The sequence below is a fragment of the Terrabacter sp. 2YAF2 genome (assembly GCF_052114705.1).
Taxonomy (GTDB): domain Bacteria; phylum Actinomycetota; class Actinomycetes; order Actinomycetales; family Dermatophilaceae; genus Terrabacter.
On the sequence record NZ_JBFRFG010000006.1, the window covers coordinates 196,985 to 217,615 of the forward strand.

Genomic DNA, 20,631 nt, shown 5'->3' on the forward strand with positions numbered 1-20,631 from the left:
CTACGCCCACGAAGTTACCGGCGGTCACGGTTCGATGTGGAAGCCGACGAATACGTGACTGTCAGGCGGATTGTTGACAGGATCCGGGCATGGCGGCAGCCCGCAGACGCCGATGACGGGCAGCCGAGCGACGAAGGAGTCCACACATGCCCCTCCAGGCACTCGCCGACCGGCACGTCGACCAGAGCATCCTCGACGGGCGCGCTCCCAGCGTGGGCGCGCTCTTCCGCAGCCGGGTCCGGGCGACGCCTGACGCTGCCGCCTACCTCCACTTCGCGGACGGTTCGAGCGAGCTCACCACCCTGACGTGGGGGCAGACCCACGAGATCGTCGAGCAGTGGGCCGCCGGACTCATCAGCCTCGGGGTGCAGCTCGAGGACCGCGTCGCCATCGCTTCGACGACCCGGGTCGAGTGGATCCTGGCCGACCTCGCCGTCATCTGCGCCGGTGGCGCGACGACGACCGTCTACCCGACGACGATCGCCGAGGACGTCGCCTACATCCTGGATGACTCTGGCAGTGGCATCGTCTTCTCCGAGAACGAGGAGCAGGTCGCCAAGCTCCAGGCCGTGCGGTCCGAGATCCCCGGCGTGCGGCAGGTCATCGCGCTGACCGGCCCGGGCAGCGACGACGGCTGGGTCATCACGACCGACCAGCTCGCCGAGCGCGGACGGGAGTGGCTGGCCGCCACGCCCGACCTCGTGGACTCGCGCATCGACCAGCTCGGACCCGAGTCCCTGGCCGTTGTCATCTACACGTCCGGCACGACGGGCCGCCCCAAGGGCGTGCGGCTGGTGCACGACAGCGTCGTCTACGAGGGCGCCGTCATCGACGCCATGGGCACCTTCACCAGGGACGACCTCCAGTTCCTCTGGCTGCCGCTCTCGCACGTCTTCGGCAAGATGCTCGTCGCCACGGGGCTGCAGATCGGCTTCCCGACAGCCGTCGACGGCCGCGTCGACAGGATCGTCGAGAACATGGCGGTCATCAAGCCGACCTTCATGGCCGGTCCGCCGCGCATCTTCGAGAAGGCGCACGGGCGCATCGCGCTGATGTTCGCAGGGGAGACGGGTGTCAAGAAGAAGCTCATCGACTGGGCGCTCGCGGTCGGCGGCGAGATGCGCGACGTGCGTGCCCGTGGTGACGAGCCCTCAGCGGGACTGCGCCGCAAGCACGTCCTCGCGACGAGGCTCGTGCTGAACAAGGTGCAGGAGCGCTTCGGCGGGCGGGTCCGTTTCATGATCAGCGGGTCCGCCCCGCTCAACGCCGACGTCGCGCGCTGGTTCGGCTCGGTCGGCCTGCTCGTCCAGGAGGGCTACGGCCTGACCGAGACGTCGTCCGGCACGACCGTCAACGCACCCGACCACGGCTCGTACCAGTACGGCTCGGTCGGCTGGCCGCTGCCGGGCACCGAGGTGCGCATCGCGGAGGAGGACGGCGAGATCCTCGTCAAGGGCCCAGGCGTCATGCGCGGCTACCACAACAACGCCGAGGCGACGGCTGAGGTGCTCACCGAGGACGGCTGGTTCCACACCGGCGACATCGGCCGGGTCGACGAGCGTGGCTTCCTCTACGTCACCGACCGCAAGAAGGACCTCTTCAAGACCTCGGGCGGGAAGTACGTGGCTCCGGCCGAGATCGAGGCGCGCTTCAAGGGCCTGTGCCCGTTCGTCAGCCAGTTCCTCGTGCACGGCGCCGGCCACAACTACGCGACGGCGCTCGTGACACTCGATCCCGACGCGGTGGCCGGTTGGGCGGCGACGGTGGGGCTGGCCGGCAAGCCGTACGCCGAGGTCGTGGCCTCGCCACAGGCGCACGCGCTGGTCCAGCGCTACGTCGACCAGCTCAACGAGGGTCTCAACCGCTGGGAGACGATCAAGAAGTTCACGATCCTCGACCAGGACCTCACCGTCGAGGCGGGGGACCTCACTCCGAGCATGAAGCTGCGCCGCAAGGCCGTGACCGAGAAGCACCGCGCCGAGCTCGACGCGATGTACGACGGCGTCTGACGCCTCGCGGGCTCAGCGCCGCGCCGGGAGGTCGAGGACGATCCCGGCGTCGGCGTGCGCGGGGTCGGGGAAGGTGACGTGGTAGCCGTGCTGCGCGACGAGACGCGGGTCGGCCCACCGCTCGGTGCGCGGGGTGCGGTAGTTGAAGCGCAGCGTCGGGCCGGCCGGGGCGTCGAGCACGACGCGCGCCATCGCGGCATCGTCGGGGTGGTGGAAGACGTCGCCGTTGGTGGAGACGAGGTAGTGGCTGGCCGGCGCGGCGGCGAGCAGCGCCGCCACGACGTTGGCCTGGCTGCCGTGGTGGGGCAGCTTGACCGCATCGACGGTGAGGTTCTGCAGCCCCCGCGCCCGGGCCACGCCGTGCAGTCCCGCGGCGAGCACGTTGCCGTAGGCGTCGGCCCCGAGCACGATGCTCGCGCCGCGGCGCTCGAGGAGCAGCGCGATGCTGCTGCCGTTGGGCACCGATGAGTCCGAGGGGGTCCGTTCGCCGGCGAGGTGGGGGAGGTCGTCGAGCGGTCCGAGCACGTCTGCCGGCGGCGCGAGGCCGCGGTCGCGGGGCTGCAGCGCGTCGTGCAGGCTCGACGACCAGGAGTCCGCGAGCCGGGCGAGGCCTCCGGTCGTGGGGGAGAGCACGGTGATCGTGGGCCCGTCGGGCACCGTGACCGAGATGACGCCGCCGGTGGCGCCGGTGGCGCCGGTGGCGCCGGGGGCGCCGGGGGCTGCTGTCTCGACGGGCCCGCCGCCGAAGGCGGCGTTCCACGGCAGGGCGCGGCCAGGAGGCTTGGCCCCGGGATTGCCGGAGGGTGGGCCGAGCAGGGCGGTGACGAGGCTCTCGCCCTGCTCGATGCTGCGGGCCCGTCCGGGGGCGCTCGCGGACAAGTGCGTGCGCCCGTTGAACCAGAAGTCCCCGACGTCAGCCGCGAGGTCGCTCGAGAGGAACGCGAGCATTCCGCCGATGTGATCGTTGTCGATGTGGGTGATCACCGCGACGTCGATGTGGCGGTCGGCAGGGTCGAGGCGACGCAGCCGCGCCTCGAGGAGCGGCCAGGTGTCGGGCGGCCCCCCGTCGACGAGCATCCGCCACGTCGGACCCGCGAGGCGCGGGCACTCGACGATGAGGCAGTCGCCCAGCCGCGCGGGCAGCACCTCCACGTGGATCGCCGTCGGCTCCGTGGTCACCCTTGCCTCCTCCGCCTCAGGGTAGGGCGGACAGCCCTTGGGCGTCCGGTGCTTGAGGCAGGGTGCGCCGTTCGCCCACGTTTCGGCGTCCGGCAGCGCGCACGTACCATGGTCCAATGCCCGGAGAGTCACTGTTCAACGCCCTCGAGCCCCTGCTGGAGCGGGTCAACAAGCCCATCCAGTACGTCGGCGGCGAGCTCAACTCCACGGTCAAGGACTGGAACGTCGGCGGCCACGGTCCCGACGGCACGGAGCTGACCACGCGATGGGCGCTGATGTACCCCGACGCGTACGAGGTGGGTGTGCCCAACCAGGGCGTCATGATCCTCTACGAGGTCCTCAACGAGCGTCCCGACGCCCTCGCCGAGCGCACGTATGCCGTGTGGCCCGACATGGAGGCCCAGCTGCGCGAGGCGGGCCTGCCGCAGTTCACGGTCGACGCGCACCGCTCGGTGCGCGACTTCGACCTCTTCGGCCTCAGCTTCTCGACGGAGCTGGGCTACACCAACATGCTCACCGCGCTCGACCTCGCCGGCATCCCGCTCCACTCGGTGGACCGCGACGTCGACGACCCGATCGTCATCGCCGGCGGTCACGCGGCCTTCAACCCCGAGCCGATCGCCTCGTTCATCGACGCCGCCATCGTCGGTGACGGCGAGCAGGCCGTGCTGGCGGTCACGGACATCGTGGGGGAGTGGAAGGCCGAGGGTCGTCCCGGCGGTCGCCGCGAGATCCTGCTGCGTCTGGCCCGCACCGGCGGCGTCTACGTCCCGGCGTTCTACGACGTGAGCTACCTCCCCGACGGACGCATCCAGCGGGTCGCGCCGAGCTCGGACGCCCCCGGCGTGCCGTGGCGCGTGTCCAAGCACACCGTCATGGACCTCGACGCCTGGCCCTACCCGAAGCAGCCGCTCGTCCCGCTCGCCGAGTCGGTGCACGAGCGCATGTCGGTCGAGATCTTCCGCGGCTGCACCCGCGGCTGCCGCTTCTGCCAGGCCGGCATGATCACCCGCCCGGTGCGGGAGCGGTCCATCACCGGCATCGGCGAGATGGTCGAGCGCGGTCTCGCGGCGACGGGTTTCGAGGAGGTCGGCCTGCTCTCGCTGTCGTCCGCCGACCACTCGGAGATCGCCGACCTCACCAAGGGCCTGGCCGACCGCTACGAGGGCACGCAGACGGGGCTGTCGCTCCCGTCGACCCGCGTCGACGCCTTCAACATCGACCTCGCCAACGAGCTGACCCGCAACGGGCGCCGGTCCGGCCTGACGTTCGCGCCCGAGGGCGGGTCCGAGCGCATCCGCAAGGTGATCAACAAGATGGTGTCCGAGGAGGACCTCATCTCGACCGTGGCCGCGGCCTACGGTGCCGGCTGGCGCCAGGTCAAGCTCTACTTCATGTGCGGGCTGCCCACCGAGACCGACGAGGACGTGCTCCAGATCGCCGAGCTCGCCAAGCGCGTCATCGAGACCGGACGCCAGGTCTCCGGTCGCCGCGACATCCGCTGCACCGTGTCGATCGGTGGCTTCGTGCCCAAGCCGCACACGCCGTTCCAGTGGGCCTCGCAGCTCGGCGTCGAGGAGACCGACGCCCGCCTCGCCAAGCTCCGTGACGCCATCCGCGCCGACAAGCGCTATGGCTCGTCCATCGGGTTCCGTTACCACGACGGGCAGCCCGGCATCGTCGAGGGCCTGCTGTCACGCGGCGATCGCCGCGTCGGCAAGGTCATCGAGGCCGTGTGGCGCGACGGTGGTCGCTTCGACGGGTGGAGCGAGCACTTCTCCTACGAGCGGTGGATGCGCTGCGCCGACGAGGCGTTCGCCGACGTCCCGGTCGACCTGGCCTGGTACACCACGCGCGAGCGCGGCGAGTCCGAGGTGCTGCCCTGGGACCACCTCGACTCCGGCCTCGACAAGGACTGGCTCTGGGAGGACTGGCAGGACGCCCTCGACGAGACCGAGGTCGACGACTGCCGCTGGACCCCCTGCTTCGACTGCGGCGTCTGCCCGCAGATGGGCACCGAGATCGAGATCGGCCCGACCGGCAAGACGTTGCTGCCCCTGACCGTCCTGGGTTCGGGCCGTCAGGAGCTCCTCGAGCACCAGCACTGACACGGGCACTCGCTCAGGAGTCCCTGAGCGAGTGCCCGTGCGGGCGGTGGCCCGCTGACGTTCAGACGGGGAAGCCGACGTGCGCGAGGGCCTGGCGCACGAGGACGCCGTGGGAGCCGGACATCTCGCCCCGGACCGCGATCGACGCGGCCTCCTCGGGGGTCACCCAGGACAGGTCGAGGGCATCCTGCTGAGGCCGGCAGTCGCCCGTGACCGCGACGACGAAGGCCATCGAGACGGCGTGCTGGCGAGGGTCGTGGAAGGGAGTGACGCCAGGCGTCGGGAAGAACTCGGCGACCGTGAACGGCTGCGGCGACAACGGGATCCGGGGGAGCGCCATCGGGCCGAGGTCGCTCTCGACGTGGCGCACGAGGGCGTCGCGGATGCGCTCGTGGTAGAGCACTCGGCCGCCGACGACCTCCTGACCGATGCCGCCGTCGCTGTCGGCCCGCAGCAGCAGGCCGACATGGGTGACGACGCCGCGGTCGTCGACCCGGACCGGGATCGCGTGCACGTAGAGGATCGGCAGCCGGTCCCGGGCGTTGTCGAGGTCCTCGCGGCTCAGCCATGCACCTGTCGTGTCCACTTCGGTCATGACGTCATCCTGCCAAACGCGGCCCGCGACCTCGGGCCGGGTCTCAGCAGGCCGGCATACCCGGTCGATCAGGCTAGACTGGCGCGCACAGGCGTTCGAGCCGTCATCAGCGGCGAGCCTCCGGAAGAACAGGGCGCAAGCCCCCACTAGACCCGGACGGGTGGGCCCGTCACAGCCTTCGACAAGAGCGGCCGTATGCCGTCTGCCCGAGAGGGTGGGAGCGTGCGGCAAGCGGGGTGGTACCGCGGCAGCCTCCGGCAGGAGACGTCGTCCTCGTGGCACGGACGAGTGACCAGACGAGCGACCAACAGACGCGAACGCAGGAGACCACGAGCATGACCTACCCCCGGGTCACCACGAACGACGACGCCGACCAGCCCGCGACCGGCTCCGGCGTCCCGTCCAACCCGCGCTTCCCCGAGATCGAGCAGCGCGTCCTGAAGTACTGGGCCGAGGACGGCACGTTCCTCGCGTCGGTCGAGGGCCGCGAGGCCGGGACCGACGGCGACAACGAGTTCGTCTTCTACGACGGGCCGCCGTTCGCCAACGGCCTGCCGCACTACGGCCACCTGCTCACCGGTTACGTCAAGGACATCGTCCCGCGCTACCAGACGATGCGCGGCAAGCGCGTCGAGCGCCGCTTCGGCTGGGACACCCACGGCCTGCCCGCCGAGCTCGAGGCGCAGCGCCAGCTCGGCCTCAAGACCAAGCAGGACATCGTCGAGCTCGGCATCGACAAGTTCAACGACGCCTGCCGCAGCTCGGTGCTGAAGTACACCGGCGAGTGGCGCGACTACGTGACGCGCCAGGCCCGCTGGGTCGACTTCGACCACGACTACAAGACGCTCGAGCCCGACTACATGGAGTCGGTCATCTGGGCGTTCAAGCAGCTCCACGACAAGGGCCTCGTCTACGAGGGCTTCCGCGTGCTGCCCTACTGCTGGAACGACCAGACGCCGCTGTCCAACCACGAGCTGCGCATGGACGACGACGTCTACAAGATGCGCCAGGACCCGGCCGTCACCATCGGCCTGCGCCTCGAGACCGGCGAGCTCGCGCTCGTCTGGACGACGACGCCGTGGACCCTGCCGGCCAACCTCGGCATCATGGTCGGCCCCGACATCGACTACGTCGTCGTCGAGTCCGACGTCACCGGCACGACGGAGCGCTACGTCATCGGCGAAGCCCGCCTCGCGGCATACGCCAAGGACCTCTTCGGTCCGGACGTCGACCGGGCCACGCTCGACGAGCGGATCGTCCAGCGGCTCAAGGGCGCCGACCTGATCGGCCGTGCCTTCACGCCTCCGTTCTCGTACTACCGGGGGCACGAGCGCGCGCACTTCGTCTTCCCGGCCGACTTCGTCACCACCGAGGACGGCACCGGGCTCGTGCACACGGCCGGTGCCTTCGGTGAGGAGGACAAGATCGTCACCGACGCGGCGGGCATCGAGCCGGTCATCCCCGTCGGCCCCGACGGCCGGTTCCTCTGGCCGGTCACCGACTACGAGGGCATGCACGTCTTCGACGCGAACGCCCACATCATCGACCACCTCAAGGCGGCCACCCGCGGCGAGGGCGAGACCGGCTCGGTCACGGCAGGCACGGTGCTGCTGCGCCGTGAGACCTACGACCACAGCTACCCGCACTGCTGGCGCTGCCGCGAGCCCCTCATCTACATGGCGGTGTCGTCGTGGTTCGTCGAGGTGACGAAGATCAAGGAGCGGATGCTCGAGCTCAACCAGGAGATCGAGTGGACCCCCTCGCACATCAAGGACGGCCAGTTCGGCAAGTGGCTCGCCAACGCCCGCGACTGGTCCATCTCGCGAAACCGCTTCTGGGGCAGCCCGATCCCCGTCTGGAAGTCCGACAACCCGGAGTTCCCGCGCGTCGACGTCTACGGCTCGTTCGAGGAGCTCGAGCGTGACTTCGGTGTCGAGGTCACCGATCTGCACCGCCCCTTCATCGACGGTCTGACGCGCCCGAACCCGGACGACCCTTCGGGGAGGTCCACGATGCGCCGGGTCGAGGACGTCCTCGACGTCTGGTTCGACTCCGGATCCATGAGCTTCGCGCAGGTGCACTACCCGTTCGAGAACGCCGACTGGTTCGAGCACCACTTCCCGGGCGACTTCATCGTCGAGTACATCGGCCAGACGCGCGGCTGGTTCTACACGATGCACATCCTCGCCACGGCGCTCTTCGACCGGCCCGCCTTCAAGACGTGCGTCAGCCACGGGATCGTGCTCGGCTCCGACGGCCAGAAGATGAGCAAGTCGCTGCGCAACTACCCCGACGTGAGCGAGGTCTTCGACCGCGACGGCGCCGACGCCATGCGCTGGTTCCTCATGAGCAGCCCGATCCTGCGCGGCGGCAACCTCGTCGTCACCGAGCAGGGCATCCGCGACGGGGTGCGCCAGGTGATGATCCCGCTGTGGAACGCCTGGTCCTTCTTCGCGCTGTACGCCAACACCGCGCGCGGCGGCGAGGGCTACGAGGCGAAGCGCTCGACGGCCTCGACCGACGTCCTCGACCGCTACCTGCTCGCCAAGCTGCGCGAGTTCGTCGGCGACATGACCGAACAGCTCGACGCCTACGAGATCGCCGCCGCGTGCGACACCATGCGCGGCTTCCTGGACGTGCTGACGAACTGGTACATCCGCCGCTCGCGGGACCGGTTCTGGGGCGGCGAGAGCGACGGGTCGCTCGCGGCGTTCGACACGCTGTGGACGGCCCTCGAGACCGTCACGCGCGCCACGGCACCCCTGCTGCCGCTCGTCACCGAGGAGATCTGGCGCGGGCTGACGGGAGAGCGGTCGGTGCACCTCGCCGACTACCCGACGGTCGACGACCTGCCGGCCGACCACGAGCTCGTCGTCGCGATGGACCGGGCGCGCGAGATCTGCTCGACGGCGTCCAGCCTGCGCAAGGCCCGGGGCCTGCGGGCCCGCCTGCCGCTCGCCGAGCTGACGGTCGTGGCTCCGGAGCCGGCGAGGCTCGAGCCGTTCCGCGGGATCATCCAGGACGAGCTCAACGTCAAGGCGTTGACCCTCGTCGAGCTCGCTTCGGCGAGCGAGTCCGACTTCGGGGTCAGCCAGCGCCTCACCGTCAACGCGCGCGCGGCCGGGCCTCGGTTGGGCAAGGACGTCCAGCGCGCCATCAAGGGCAGCAAGTCGGGCGACTGGAGCGTCGACGCCGACGGCACCGTCACCGCCGGCGGTCTAGCGCTCGTCGAGGGGGAGTACGCCCTCGAGACCGTCGTCGCCGGCGACGCCGCCGAGGCCGGTGCCACGGCGATGCTGCCCTCGGGAGGCTTCGTCGTCCTCGACACGGCCGTGACGCCCGCCCTGGCCTCCGAGGGCCTGGCTCGCGACCTCGTCCGCGCCGTCCAGCAGGCCCGTCGCGACACCGGGCTGCACGTCAGCGACCGCATCAGCCTGACCGTCCTCGGTGGGGCCGAGGTGTTCGAGGCGACGGTCACCCACCGCGACCTCATCGTCGGCGAGACGCTCGCGACGCAGTTCGCCGCCGCCGGACGCGACCACGCGCTGGCCGGCAGACTGCCGGGCACGCCGACCGACGTCGTCGTCGGCGACAACCACCCGGCGACGATCCTGGTGGTCAAGCGATGATCGCCGCAACCGCGGGCACGAGCTGGAGGACGCTGACGTGAGCACGACCCCCGACCCCCATGGCAGCGCCTTGGGGACTGCGACCGACGGCGCCGCCGCAGACGGCGTCATCATCCGAGGTGCCGTGGGCGACGACCTGACGGGAGTGCTGTCCGTCGGACACCGCACGTGGCTCGCGACCTACGAACCCATCGCGGGTCCGGAGTACGTCGCGATGGGCCTCGCGAAATGGTGGACGAGCGACGTCGTCACCGACTCGATCCGCAAGGGGCGCACCCTCGTGGCCGTCGAGGAGGACGACGTCGTCGGCGTGGCGACGTTCGGCCCGCAGGACGACGCCTTCGTGCTGTGGAAGCTCTACGTCCTGCCCGGCCACCACGGGCAGGGGATCGGTTCTCGCCTGCTGGACGCCGTCGTCGAACGGGCGCTCGAGAGCGAGCACCCGCGCATCACGCTGTCCTACCTCGAGGGCAACCAGCAGGCGGCGCGTTTCTACGTCAGGCACGGGTTCGCCGAGACCCACCGCGAGAGGCCGGGTTCCGGGCTTCCGGAGAGTGTGTGGATGGTCCGCGAGCTGAACGGCGGGGCGTCGTCATGAGCGGCCGCCCGGATGCCGCATCCCTCGAGGCGGCCCGCAACCTCGAGGAGATGAAGCGGATGCGCGAGATCGAGGAGGAGATCCTGGCCCGCGCCCCCGAGAACGACATCGGCCCGTCGCTCGACCGCATCCGCGCGGTCATGGAGCTCGCCGGCGACCCGCAGCGGACCTACCCCTCGATCCACCTCACCGGCACCAACGGCAAGACGTCGACGAGCCGGATGATCGACGCGATCCTTCGCGAGAGCGGCCTGTCCACGGGACGCTTCACCTCGCCGCACCTGCACGACATCCGTGAGCGGATCACGTTGTCGGGCAAGCCGATCCCGCGCGAGAAGTTCATCGCCGCCTACGACGAGGTCGCGCCGCTCATCGAGCTCGTCGATGCCCGGTCCCTCGAGTCCGGCGGCCGCCGGATGAACTTCTTCGAGGTGCTGGTCGCGCTCGCCTACGCCGCCTTCGCCGACGCCCCGGTCGACGTCGCGATCATCGAGGTCGGCCTCGGCGGCTCGTGGGACGCGACCAACGTCATCGACGCCCAGGTCGCCGTCGTCACCCCGGTCGACCTCGACCACACCCACCTGCTCGGCGACGACGTCGTCTCCATCGCAGAGGAGAAGAGCGGCATCATCAAGGCCGACTCGGTCACCGTGTCCGGTGTCCAGGACGAGGACGTCGCCCGCGTGCTCATCGACCGCGTGGAGGAGGTCGGTGGATCACGGATCGTCTTCGAGGGCAACGACTTCGGCGTCCTCGCCCGCGAGGTCGCCATCGGCGGGCAGCAGGTCTCGATCCGCGGCCTCGCGGGGGAGTATGCCGACCTCTTCCTCCCGCTCCACGGCGCGCACCAGGCGAGCAACCTCGCCACCGCCGTGGCGGCCGTCGAGTCCTTCATCGGTGGCGGCGAGCAGCGCATCGAGCCCGAGGTGCTGACCGCGGCGGCCGCGGCGATGACCTCGCCCGGACGCCTTGAGATCGTCCGACGCTCACCGACCGTTCTCGTCGACGCGGCCCACAACCCGCACGGCGCCCGCTCGCTCGTGACGGCGCTGGAGGAGGCCTTCGCCTTCACCCGACTGGTCGGCCTCGTCGGCATCGTCGCCGACAAGGACGCAGCCGGCATGCTGGAGGTGCTCGAGCCCGCCCTCGACCACATCGTCGTCACCCGTTCCTCGTCGCCGCGCGCCATGCGGCCCGAGGACCTCGGCAAGCTCGCCGTCGAGCTCTTCGGCGAGTCCCGGGTGACCGTCGTCCGGGACCTGCCCGACGCCCTCGAGCAGGCCGTGACCCTCGCCGAGGCCGACGGCATGGGTGGCGGCGTCATCGCCACGGGGTCGGTCATCACGGCCGGCGAGGTGCGCCTGCTGCTCGGCCACACCGACGTCTGAACCCGACCGCCCCTCGCCCCGACCTAGGCTGGCACCCATGCACCCCTTGGTGAAGCTCGTCGTCCTCCTCGTCCTCGTCGGCGTGGCGGTCGTCGTCTGGGGTCGGGTCATGGGCCGCAAGGATCCCGACCGGGAGCTCGTCGGCCTCACCGACACCGTTCGTGCCAGGGTGAGCCGCGAGATCAGCGCCGGGCACAAGCTCAACGCGATCAAGATCTACCGTGAGGCCACCGGAGCTCCGCTCGCCGACGCAAAGCGCGCCGTCGACGGTTGGTTCGTCCCGGGTCGTGGCCCGGGCGTGCGTGACGCGGCGGCGTCGTATACCGACGGCCGTCTCACCGACGAGGCCCGCGCCAGGATCAGTGAGCTGATCCTGGCCGGGCGGCGCGAGGACGCGATGAGCCTCTATGCCGAGGCGACCGGAGCCAGCGACTCGGAGGCGCGGGCCATCATCCGCACCTGGGACACCGCACAGAACTACTGAGCCACACCGCACACCACCAGACAGCCGAGGCGACCCCTTCCATGCGCTCGATCATCTTCCATGGCCAGACCGGCAAGTTCACCTTCCGCATGCTCGCGACGGTGCTCGGCGGCCAGTCCATCTGCATCCTGCTCGGCGCCCTCGTGGCGCGGGCGATCGCGGCGACCGACGGTGGCGACGCGTCGAGCACGGCCTACCTCGTCGTCGGCCTCGGTCTCGGCGCCCTGTGCATCGTGGCTGCAGGACTCATGCGTCGTCCCTGGGGCGTGACGCTGGGCTGGGTGGTGCAGGCGCTCACCCTGCTCAGCGCCCTCGTCGTGCCGATGATGCTCGTCGTCGGGCTCTTCTTCCTCGCCCTGTGGGTCACCTGCCTCGTCAAGGGCGCCCAGGTCGACGCCGAGATGGCGCGGCGCCGAGCGGCGGCGGGCGAGGGAGACCCGGCCGATAGGGTGGACGGGTGACCATCGAACGCTCCCTCGTCCTCGTCAAGCCCGACGGATTCCAGCGCGGCCTCACCGGTGAGGTGCTGCGGCGCATCGAAAGCAAGGGCTACCAGCTCGTGGCCCTCTCCGTGCTGACGCCCACTCGCGAGCAGCTCGCGGCCCACTACGCCGAGCACGAGGGCAAGCCGTTCTACGAGCCCCTCGTCGAGTTCATGAGCTCGGGTCCCGTCGCGGCCGTCGTCGTCGAGGGCCAGGACTGCGTCAAGGGCTTCCGCAGCCTCGCCGGCGCCACCAACCCGACCGACGCGGCTCCCGGCACCATCCGTGGCGACCTCGGGCGCGACTGGGGCACCAAGGTGCAGCAGAACATCGTGCACGGCTCCGACTCCCACGAGTCCGCCACACGCGAGATCGGCATCTGGTTCCCCGATCTCGCGGGCTGATCAGGGCACAATCTGGACATGACCTCCCGATCGTGGCTGCGCCCCCTGGGGCGTGACCTCGCGATCGACCTCGGCACCGCGAACACCCTCATTCACGTGCGTGGGCGCGGGGTCGTCATCGAGGAGCCGTCGGTCGTCGCCGTCGAGGTCGGCAGCGGGCGGCTGGTCGCCGCGGGGAGCCGCGCCAAGGAGATGCTCGGCCGCGCGCCGGGGACCATCCGCGCCGTTCGCCCCTTGCGCGACGGCGTCGTCTCCGACGCCGACGAGACCGAGCGCATGCTGCGGTGGTTCATCGACCAGGTGCGCACGTCGCGGCTCGTCCGCCCGCGCATGGTGCTCTGCGTCCCGAGCGAGGTCACCGGCGTCGAGCGTCGCGCCCTGGAGGACGCCGCCACCCGGTGCGGTGCGCGTCGCGTCTACATGATCGAGGAGCCGATGGCCGCCGCCATCGGTGCGGGGCTGCCGGTCTACGAGACGGCCGCGAGCATGGTGGTCGACATCGGCGGCGGCACGACCGACGTCGCGGTCATCAGCCTCGGGGGCATCGTCACGTCGAGCTCGCTGCGCATCGCGGGCGACGAGATCGACGAGGCCCTCGTCAGCCACGTCAAGAGCGAGTACTCCCTCCTGCTCGGAGAGCGCAGCGCCGAGGACATCAAGGTCGCGGTCGGCTCGGTCTTCCCGCTCCGCGAGGAGCTGACGACCCGACTGCGCGGGCGCGACCTCGTGACCGGACTGCCCAAGACGGTGCAGGTGGGCTCGGCCGAGGTGCGCCGGGCCATCGAGACACCGGTGCTCCAGATCATCGAGCTCGTCCGGGCCACGCTCGACGTCTGCCCACCCGAGCTCGCCGGCGACATCCTCGACCGCGGCATCACCCTGACCGGAGGCGGAGCGCTCCTGCGCGGCCTCGACGAACGGATGCGCCACGAGCTCGGCGTGCCCGTCCAGGTCGCCGACGACCCGCTGCGCGCCGTGGCGCGTGGGGCCGGCCGCTGCGTCGACGACTTCGACAGCCTCGAGCGCGTCCTCGTCGGGGACCACCGCCTCTAGCCGCATGCCGCCCACCCTCCGCCGCCGTCTCCTCGTCGTCCTCGCCTCGCTGACCCTCGCGCTCCTCGTCTCGGACCTCGCCGGCTCGGGGGTCGCAGACGGTGTGCGCAGGGCCGGAGGCCTCGTTCTCGGTCCCGTCCAGCGCGCCCTGGCGGGGGCCCCGCGTGACGAGCTCGCTGCGGTCGAGGGCGAGAACACCAGGCTGCGCGCCGTCACCGCGGAGCAGCAGCACCGCCTCGACGAGCTGGCCCGTCTCGACGAGCTGCTCGGGTCAAGCGTCACGAAGGGCCGCTCGCTGATCCCGGCGCGTGTCGTCGCCACCGACCTCAGCCCGCTCGGAGGGCGCAGCGTCACCATCGACGTCGGGTCGCGCGACGGCATCCGCGCGGACTCCACGGTCGTCGCTGCGGACGGTCTCGTCGGTCGGGTCGTGGCGGTGTCGCCCTGGACGAGCGACGTCCAGGTGCTGGGCAGCGCCGGCTCGGTGGTTGCCGTGCGCGTCGGACCCGCCGGCACGCTCGGCACCGTGTCGCCGTCAGCCCCGGGCGACTCCGAGTCGCGTCCCCGCGGCTCGCTCCGGCTGTCTAGCGTCGTCCCGTCGACCCCCGTCGTCGGTGACGTCGTGCGCACCCTCGGCAGCATCGACGAGACCCCGTATGCCGCCGGCATCGTCGTCGGGACCGTGACGGCCGTCGACCCCGACCGGGGGCAGCTGACCCGCAGCGCGACGGTGCGCCCCGCGGTCGACCCGGACGCGATCGACGTCGTCGCCGTCCTGGTGCCATCCGCACGGAGCGCGCCGAGAGTGGCCACCCGTGCCACGCAAGCCTCGACGGGCACCCCACGATGAGGCCGACGCTGCTGGGAGTGCTGCGGACGGCATACGTCCTCGTCACGGCCCTCGTCGTGGCGACGTTGCTGCCCCGTCTCGGCGTGCCGCCGCGGTGGGTGCCCGACCTCGTGCTCGTCGGGGTCGTCGCGACGGCGGTACTCCGCGGCCCCGTCCACGGCGCCCTCGTGGGACTGCTCGCCGGCTGGGTCGTCCAGCTCGTCCCGCCGGTCGGGAGCCCGCTCGGGCTCACCCCCCTCGTGATGATGGTCGCCGGACTCGTCGCCGGCTCCTTCCGCCGCACGTCCTCCCGCTCCCGACTGCGCGCCCCGGTCGCGCTGCTCGCTGCGGCCGCCGTCGTGCTCGTCGGACGCCTCGGGTCCGCCGTGCTGGCCGAGGGTGGAGTCGAGCCCGCCGACGACCTGTGGCGGCTCGTGGCGACGGTGGCCGTGGGTGGCCTGCTGCTGCCGCCCCTCCTCGCGCTCGATCGGGCCCTGGTGCGCCGGAGACTCGGATGAGCGCGCGTCCCCGGCGCTCCCGAGTCGGGGTCGTCGGCGTGGTCCTCGTCCTGCTCGTCACACTCTTCGGGCTGCTGCTGGGTCGGCTGGGTCAGCTCCAGCTCATCCAGGGTCCTGACCTCGCCCGGGCCGCCGTCACCATCAACACCCGGACGGTGACGGAGCACGCGCTGCGCGGTCGCATCCTCGACCGCCTCGGGGCGCCCTTCGTCGAGAACACCTTCGACACCGTCGTCACGGTCCAGCGCTCGGTGCTCGTCGACTCCCGCGACGGCGGCCGCGACCTCGTGACCCGGGTCGCCGCAGTGCTCGGCCTGCCGTTCGAGCGGCTGTGGGGCAAGACGATGCTGTGCGGGACCAAGGGCGCTCCGGCCGCGCCCGCCTGCTTCAACGGCTCGCCCTACGTGCCCATCCCGGTGGCGACCGGCGTCGACGCCCGTCGGGCCCTGACCCTGCTCGAGCAGCCGGAGAAGTTCCCCGGCGTCGGCGTCACCGCCGAGCCCGCTCGCGCCTACCCCCGACCCGACGGTGCCCTCGCGTCGCACCTGCTCGGCTGGGTCGCCCGGGCCGGCGCCGACGACGTGACGCGTGGCCAGGGACGCATCGACGCGGAGGACGCCGTCGGCAGGTCGGGTCTCGAGGAGCAGTACGACTCGGTGCTGCGCGGCTCGAACGGCAGCACGGTCGTCGCCATCGACCCGCGCGGGATCGTCACGGGCACCGTCAGCTCGACCCCGGCCGTGCCCGGGCGTGACGTCGTCACCCACCTCGACGCCCGGCTGCAGGCGCGCACGGAGGCCGCTCTCGTCCGGGCCGTCGCCGCGGCCCGGGCCGACCACCTGCGCGCGGACACCGCCGCCGCGGTCGTCCTCGACGTCACCAACGGCGCCGTCGTGGCCGCCGCGAGCTACCCCTCCTACGCCCCGTCCGTCTTCGCCGGCGGCATCACCGCCCCCGACCTTGCGCGCCTGACCGACGAGCGGGCCAGCACGCCGCTCCGGTCCCGGCTCACCGCCGAGACCTTCCCGCCCGCGTCGACGTTCAAGGTGATCTCGGTGCCTGCGGCCGTCAACGCCGGGGCGGACCTCACGGGGACCTTCGACTGCTCGCCGAACGTCTCGGTCGGCGGTCGCGTCTTCAACAACTACGAGTCGCGCGGCTACGGCCCCATCGACCTGCACAAGGCCCTCGTCGTCTCGTGCGACACGGTCTTCTACCGCCTCGCGTATGCCGCGTGGCTGGCGCAGGGCGGTCTCACGGCCCCCGTGACGGCCGCAGACCCCTTCGTCGCGATGGCGAAGGCCTTCGGGCTCGGCCGGCGCACCGGCGTCGACCTGCCCGGCGAGGCGGCCGGTCGCGTCCCCGACCGCGCGTGGAAGGAGCAGTACTGGCTCGCGACCCGGGCGCAGACGTGCAAGCGGGCGAGCACCGGCTATCCCGAGGTCGCGCGCACCGACAAGGCTCGGGCCGACTACCTCACGCGGCTCGCGTCCGAGAACTGCACGGCGGGCTACCAGTACCGCGCCGGTGACGCCGTGAACTTCTCCATCGGGCAGGGCGACACGGCCGTGACGATCCTGCAGATGGCAGGCGTCTACGCCGCGATAGCCAACGGCGGCACGCTGTGGCAGCCGCAGGTGGCGGCCGGCTACCGGACGCCGGCCGGGGCGACGACGGCGATCCCGCCGAGGCGGGTCGCCACGGTGCCCCTGCGACCCGACGTGCTGGCCTACGTCCGCTCGGCCCTCGGCGACGTGACGCGCCCCGGTGGCTCGGCCGGTACGGCCTTCAAGGGCTTCCCGCAGGACCGCTACCCGCTCGCCGGCAAGACGGGTACCGGCGAGGTGTTCGGCAAGCAGGCCACCGCGTGGTTCGCGGGCTACGGGCCGACGATGAAGCCGAAGTACGCCGTCGTGGTCGTCGTCGGGCAGGGCGGCTCCGGTTCGAAGGTCGCGGCCCCTGCCGTGCGACAGATCTTCGATGCCATCCTTGCCCTGGGCCTCTAGCCCGCACGACCGGCACGACGTGCACGACCCGCACGACCTGCACGACCTGCACGACTCCCGTCCGACCCGGGGTGGGACCTGACGAGAGGTGCGTCCGTGGACGACTACCTGAGGAGCGACGCCCCGGTCGTCGAGGCCCTCGACCGCGCCTGGGACCACAGCCGACTCAGCGTCCGCACCCGGTTCGAGCGGCTGCGGTCACGGATCTTCCTCATCGTCCAGTGCGCCGTGGCGGCGGGTGTCGGCTGGTGGGTCGCGACCGACGTGTTCCACCACCCGTCGCCCTTCTTCGCCCCGATCGTGGCCGTCGTCTGCCTCGGCATGTCCTACGGGCAGCGGCTGCGGCGGGTCTTCGAGGTCGCCATCGGGGTGGCGGTCGGCGTCTTCACGGCGGATGTGTTCGTGCACGTCGCGGGCAGCGGTCCGTGGCAGATCTCGGCCGTCGTCCTCGTCTCGATGGCGATCGCGACCCTCCTCGACGGCAGCCCGGTCATCGTCACCCAGTCAGCGGTGCAGGGCATCGTCATCGCGGCGCTGGTCGCGACTCCCGGCCAGGCCTTCGGTCGCTGGACCGACGCGCTCATCGGTGGCGGCGTCGCCCTGGTCGCGGCGACCGTCGTGCCCCAGGCGCCGCTGCGGCGCCCCCGGGTCGCGGCCGCCGAGGCGGTGCGCAAGATCGGGGAGTTGCTCCGGCGCGCGGCGGCGAGTGCCCATGACGGGGACGTCGAGGGGGCTGCGGAAGTGCTCGCCTCGGCCCGCGGGACCGAGTCGCTGCTGCGCGAGCTGAGGTCGGCGGCGGACGAGGGCCTGTCGGTCATCACGTCGTCGCCGTTCAAGCGGCACCACAAGCCGGGTGTGCGCAAGATGGTCGACCTCGTGGAGCCCCTCGACCGGGCGATGCGCAGCACGCGGGTGCTCGTGCGCCGCGTCACCGTGGCGGTCGGACGCGGCGAGTCCCTGCCGCCCGGCTACGAGGCGCTCCTGCTCGAGCTCGCGGCCGCCACGGACGTCATCGCGCGGGCCCTGTCGGAGAACGCCTCGCCCGAGATCGGCCGGCCGGCGCTGCTGCTGGTCGCGGCGGCGACGGGGGAGGTGCCGCGCACCCCGAGCCTCGCGACCGAGACCGTCCTGGCCCAGATCCGGTCGACGGTGGTGGACCTGCTCCAGGTGACCGGGCTCGACGTCGACCAGGCCATCGCCGCCCTGCCGCCCGAACGTCCTCGCTCCTCGTGACCCGCACCCCACCCGGGGCCTCCTCGTCACCCCCGGTCGGGCGGGTCGGGGACGCGCAGGGCCGGGTCCGTGCGGACCCGGCCCTGCGCATACGTGCTCTGACCCGTCAGGCGGACGGCGTCAGCTCGTGCGGACCGACCTCGATCTTCTCGACCTTGGGGTCGCCGGCGTCGGCGAAGTAGTCGGCGGGGATCGTCTCGTCCTGGCCCTCGGGCGCCTTCAGGGCGCGCAGGACGAGGGTCAGCACCGCGGCCACCACGACGTTGAACGCGAAGGCCGTCACCGCGATGTAGCCGAGCTGGCCGACCACCGGCATGTTGGCCACGGACCCCGCGAAGGGTGCACCGGTCGCCTTGTTCGTCACGTTGTACGCAGCCAGCGTGCCGTACACCATGCCGACCGCCCAGCCGGCGAGCAGCGCCCACCGGTGGAACCACCGCGTGTAGAGGTAGAACACCAGCGCCGGGAACGTCTGGAGGATCCAGATGCCGCCGAGGAGCTGGAAGTTGATCGCGTTGCTCTTGTCGAGCGTCAGCACGAAGATCAGCGCGAACGCCTTGACGACGAGCGAGGTGAGCTTGCTGACCTTGGCCTCCTGCTGCACCGTCGCGTCGGGCTTGAGCCACGCCTTGTAGATGTTCCGCGTGAACGTGTTGGCCGCGGCGATCGACATGATCGCCGCCGGCACGAGCGCACCGATGGCGATGGCGGCGAAGGCGACTCCCGCGAACCACGACGGGAACATGTCCTCGAACAGCTGCGGGATGACGAGCTGTCCGTTGACCTTGCCGTCGAGGCCGACCGGCTTGGTGCCGGCGGCGATCGCGACCCAGCCCAGCAGGGCCAGCAGGCCGAGCAGGAAGGAGTATGCCGGGAGGATCGCGGCGTTCTTGCGGATCGTGTTGCGGCCCTTGGCCGACAGCGTCGCCGTGACCGAGTGCGGGTACATGAACAGGGCCATCGCCGACCCGAGGGCGAGGGTCGCGTAGGCCCAGTAGGCCTTCGGTCCGGGGATGAAGACGTTGGGGTTGCCCGTCGCGGCGTTGGTCGTCGTCTTCATCTTGTGCTCGGCGGCGTCGAAGACGTGGCCCCAGCCGCCGACCTTCGAGGGCAGGTAGATCACGGCGACGATGATGACGATGTAGATGAGGATGTCCTTGACGAACGCGATCAGCGCCGGAGCGCGCAGGCCCGAGGTGTAGGTGTAGAGCGCGAGGACGAGGAACGCGACGAAGAGCGGCAGGTCCTTCGCGACCCAGTTGCCGCCACCGCCGACGCCGGCGACCTCGAGCACGGCCTGGATGCCGACGAGCTGCAGCGCGATGTAGGGCATCGTCGCGAGGAAGCCGGTGACCGCGACCGCCAGGGACAGGCCGCGCGAGCCGGACCTCCCGTGGACGAAGTCGGCCGGCGTCACGTAGCCATGGCGGTGCGAGACGGACCACAGGCGCGACATGAAGATGAAGATGATCGGGTAGAGGATGATCGTGTAGGGCACGGCGAAGAAGCCGTTGACGGCGCCGAAGGCCCACATCGCGGCGGGCACCGCGACGAACGTGTAGGCCGTGTAGAGGTCGCCGCCGAGCAGGAACCACGTCACCCAGGTGCCGAAGGAGCGCCCACCGAGGCCCCATTCCTCCAGGCTCTCCATGCTCTCGGGGCGCCGCCAGCGCGCGGCCCAGAAGCCGGCGCCGGCCACGACGACGAAGAAGAAGATGAGGACGGCGAGCGCGACGCCGTTGACGCCACCCGTGTCGGCGGCCGGTGCGATGGCGGTCATCGGGTGCCGTCCTCTCGGGACGCGTCGTCGTCGAGGAAGGCATCACCCTCGGGGTTCATCGGCACGTGCGGACGCGCCTTGAGGACGAGGCGGTAGGCCGTGTAGGTCAGGGCCGAGCAGATGATGACCCACAGGAACTGGTACCAGATGAAGAAGGGGAAGCCGGCGAGACGCGGCTCGTCCTTGGCGTAGGTGCCCACGAGCATCAGGGCGACGATGGGAATGACGAGGAGCACAGCGGCCAGGGCCAGCAGGCCCTTGTTCGCCGGCGGCGCCTGGTGGCGGTGCGGAGTGGTACTCACGCGGGTGACCTCCGTTGGTCGGGCCGGAAGAGTT

Annotated in this window: 17 protein-coding genes; 13 read left to right on the forward strand and 4 right to left on the reverse strand. The window is 71.3% G+C overall.

From position 1 onward, the window contains the following. Positions 1–146: 146 nt before the first annotated feature. Complete coding sequence (locus AB4030_RS09700) at positions 147–2,009, forward strand: AMP-dependent synthetase/ligase (RefSeq protein WP_442279005.1); 1,863 nt, start codon at positions 147–149, stop codon at positions 2,007–2,009. A gap of 12 nt (positions 2,010–2,021) precedes the next feature. On the opposite strand, the gene AB4030_RS09705 is transcribed toward AB4030_RS09700, so the two are convergent. After that, positions 2,022–3,188, reverse strand: coding sequence for an MBL fold metallo-hydrolase (locus AB4030_RS09705; protein WP_442279006.1), 1,167 nt, complete (start codon positions 3,186–3,188; stop codon positions 2,022–2,024). A gap of 116 nt (positions 3,189–3,304) precedes the next feature. On the opposite strand from AB4030_RS09705, the gene AB4030_RS09710 reads away from it, so the two are divergent. Next, positions 3,305–5,296: a TIGR03960 family B12-binding radical SAM protein gene (locus AB4030_RS09710; RefSeq protein WP_442279007.1), complete on the forward strand. Its 1,992-nt coding sequence runs from the start codon at positions 3,305–3,307 to the stop codon at positions 5,294–5,296. Positions 5,297–5,357: 61 nt separating this feature from the next. Here the strand turns inward: AB4030_RS09710 and AB4030_RS09715 are convergent, their stop codons facing one another. After that, positions 5,358–5,891, reverse strand: coding sequence for an NUDIX hydrolase family protein (locus AB4030_RS09715; RefSeq protein ID WP_442279008.1), 534 nt, complete (start codon positions 5,889–5,891; stop codon positions 5,358–5,360). Positions 5,892–6,226: 335 nt separating this feature from the next. Between AB4030_RS09715 and ileS the strand changes: the two genes are divergently transcribed. The 11 genes from ileS to AB4030_RS09770 all read left to right on the forward strand — a co-directional run bounded on the left by ileS (position 6,227) and on the right by AB4030_RS09770 (position 18,515). Further along, complete coding sequence (gene ileS / locus AB4030_RS09720) at positions 6,227–9,520, forward strand: isoleucine--tRNA ligase (RefSeq protein ID WP_442279009.1); 3,294 nt, start codon at positions 6,227–6,229, stop codon at positions 9,518–9,520. A gap of 37 nt (positions 9,521–9,557) precedes the next feature. Continuing rightward, positions 9,558–10,118 (forward strand): GNAT family N-acetyltransferase, encoded by a 561-nt coding sequence (locus AB4030_RS09725; RefSeq protein ID WP_442279010.1) that lies wholly within the window; start codon positions 9,558–9,560, stop codon positions 10,116–10,118. After that, entirely contained in the window at positions 10,115–11,506 is a 1,392-nt protein-coding gene (locus AB4030_RS09730; RefSeq protein WP_442279011.1) for a bifunctional folylpolyglutamate synthase/dihydrofolate synthase, read from the forward strand. The genes AB4030_RS09725 and AB4030_RS09730 overlap by 4 nt, the downstream gene beginning before the upstream one ends. 37 nt (positions 11,507–11,543) lie before the next feature. Next, on the forward strand, positions 11,544–11,990 hold the full coding sequence (locus tag AB4030_RS09735) for a hypothetical protein (RefSeq protein ID WP_442279012.1): 447 nt from the start codon (positions 11,544–11,546) through the stop codon (positions 11,988–11,990). Positions 11,991–12,031: 41 nt separating this feature from the next. Beyond that, complete coding sequence (locus AB4030_RS09740) at positions 12,032–12,451, forward strand: DUF4233 domain-containing protein (protein ID WP_442279013.1); 420 nt, start codon at positions 12,032–12,034, stop codon at positions 12,449–12,451. Next, positions 12,448–12,876 (forward strand): nucleoside-diphosphate kinase, encoded by a 429-nt coding sequence (gene ndk / locus AB4030_RS09745; protein ID WP_442279014.1) that lies wholly within the window; start codon positions 12,448–12,450, stop codon positions 12,874–12,876. The genes AB4030_RS09740 and ndk overlap by 4 nt, the downstream gene beginning before the upstream one ends. 18 nt (positions 12,877–12,894) lie before the next feature. Continuing rightward, positions 12,895–13,929 carry a rod shape-determining protein gene (locus AB4030_RS09750; protein ID WP_442279015.1) on the forward strand — a complete coding sequence of 345 codons (1,035 nt, stop codon included), beginning with the start codon at positions 12,895–12,897 and terminating at the stop codon, positions 13,927–13,929. Between the two features lie 4 nt (positions 13,930–13,933). Continuing rightward, entirely contained in the window at positions 13,934–14,779 is an 846-nt protein-coding gene (gene mreC / locus AB4030_RS09755; protein ID WP_442279016.1) for a rod shape-determining protein MreC, read from the forward strand. Continuing rightward, positions 14,776–15,276, forward strand: a complete 501-nt coding sequence (locus AB4030_RS09760) for a rod shape-determining protein MreD (protein WP_442279017.1) — start codon at positions 14,776–14,778, stop codon at positions 15,274–15,276. The genes mreC and AB4030_RS09760 overlap by 4 nt, the downstream gene beginning before the upstream one ends. Next, positions 15,273–17,282, forward strand: coding sequence for a penicillin-binding transpeptidase domain-containing protein (locus AB4030_RS09765; RefSeq protein ID WP_442279018.1), 2,010 nt, complete (start codon positions 15,273–15,275; stop codon positions 17,280–17,282). The genes AB4030_RS09760 and AB4030_RS09765 overlap by 4 nt, the downstream gene beginning before the upstream one ends. A gap of 96 nt (positions 17,283–17,378) precedes the next feature. After that, positions 17,379–18,515 (forward strand): FUSC family protein, encoded by a 1,137-nt coding sequence (locus tag AB4030_RS09770; RefSeq protein WP_442279019.1) that lies wholly within the window; start codon positions 17,379–17,381, stop codon positions 18,513–18,515. 106 nt (positions 18,516–18,621) lie between these two features. Here AB4030_RS09770 and mctP read toward each other — a convergent pair whose 3' ends face one another. After that, the gene (gene mctP / locus AB4030_RS09775; protein WP_442279020.1) at positions 18,622–20,295 is read right to left on the reverse strand and encodes a monocarboxylate uptake permease MctP; all 1,674 of its coding nucleotides are present in this window, start codon (positions 20,293–20,295) and stop codon (positions 18,622–18,624) included. Next, a complete protein-coding gene (locus AB4030_RS09780; protein ID WP_442279021.1) occupies positions 20,292–20,597 on the reverse strand; it encodes a DUF3311 domain-containing protein in 306 nt (101 codons plus the stop codon). The genes mctP and AB4030_RS09780 overlap by 4 nt, the downstream gene beginning before the upstream one ends. Between the last annotated feature and the right edge of the window lie 34 nt (positions 20,598–20,631).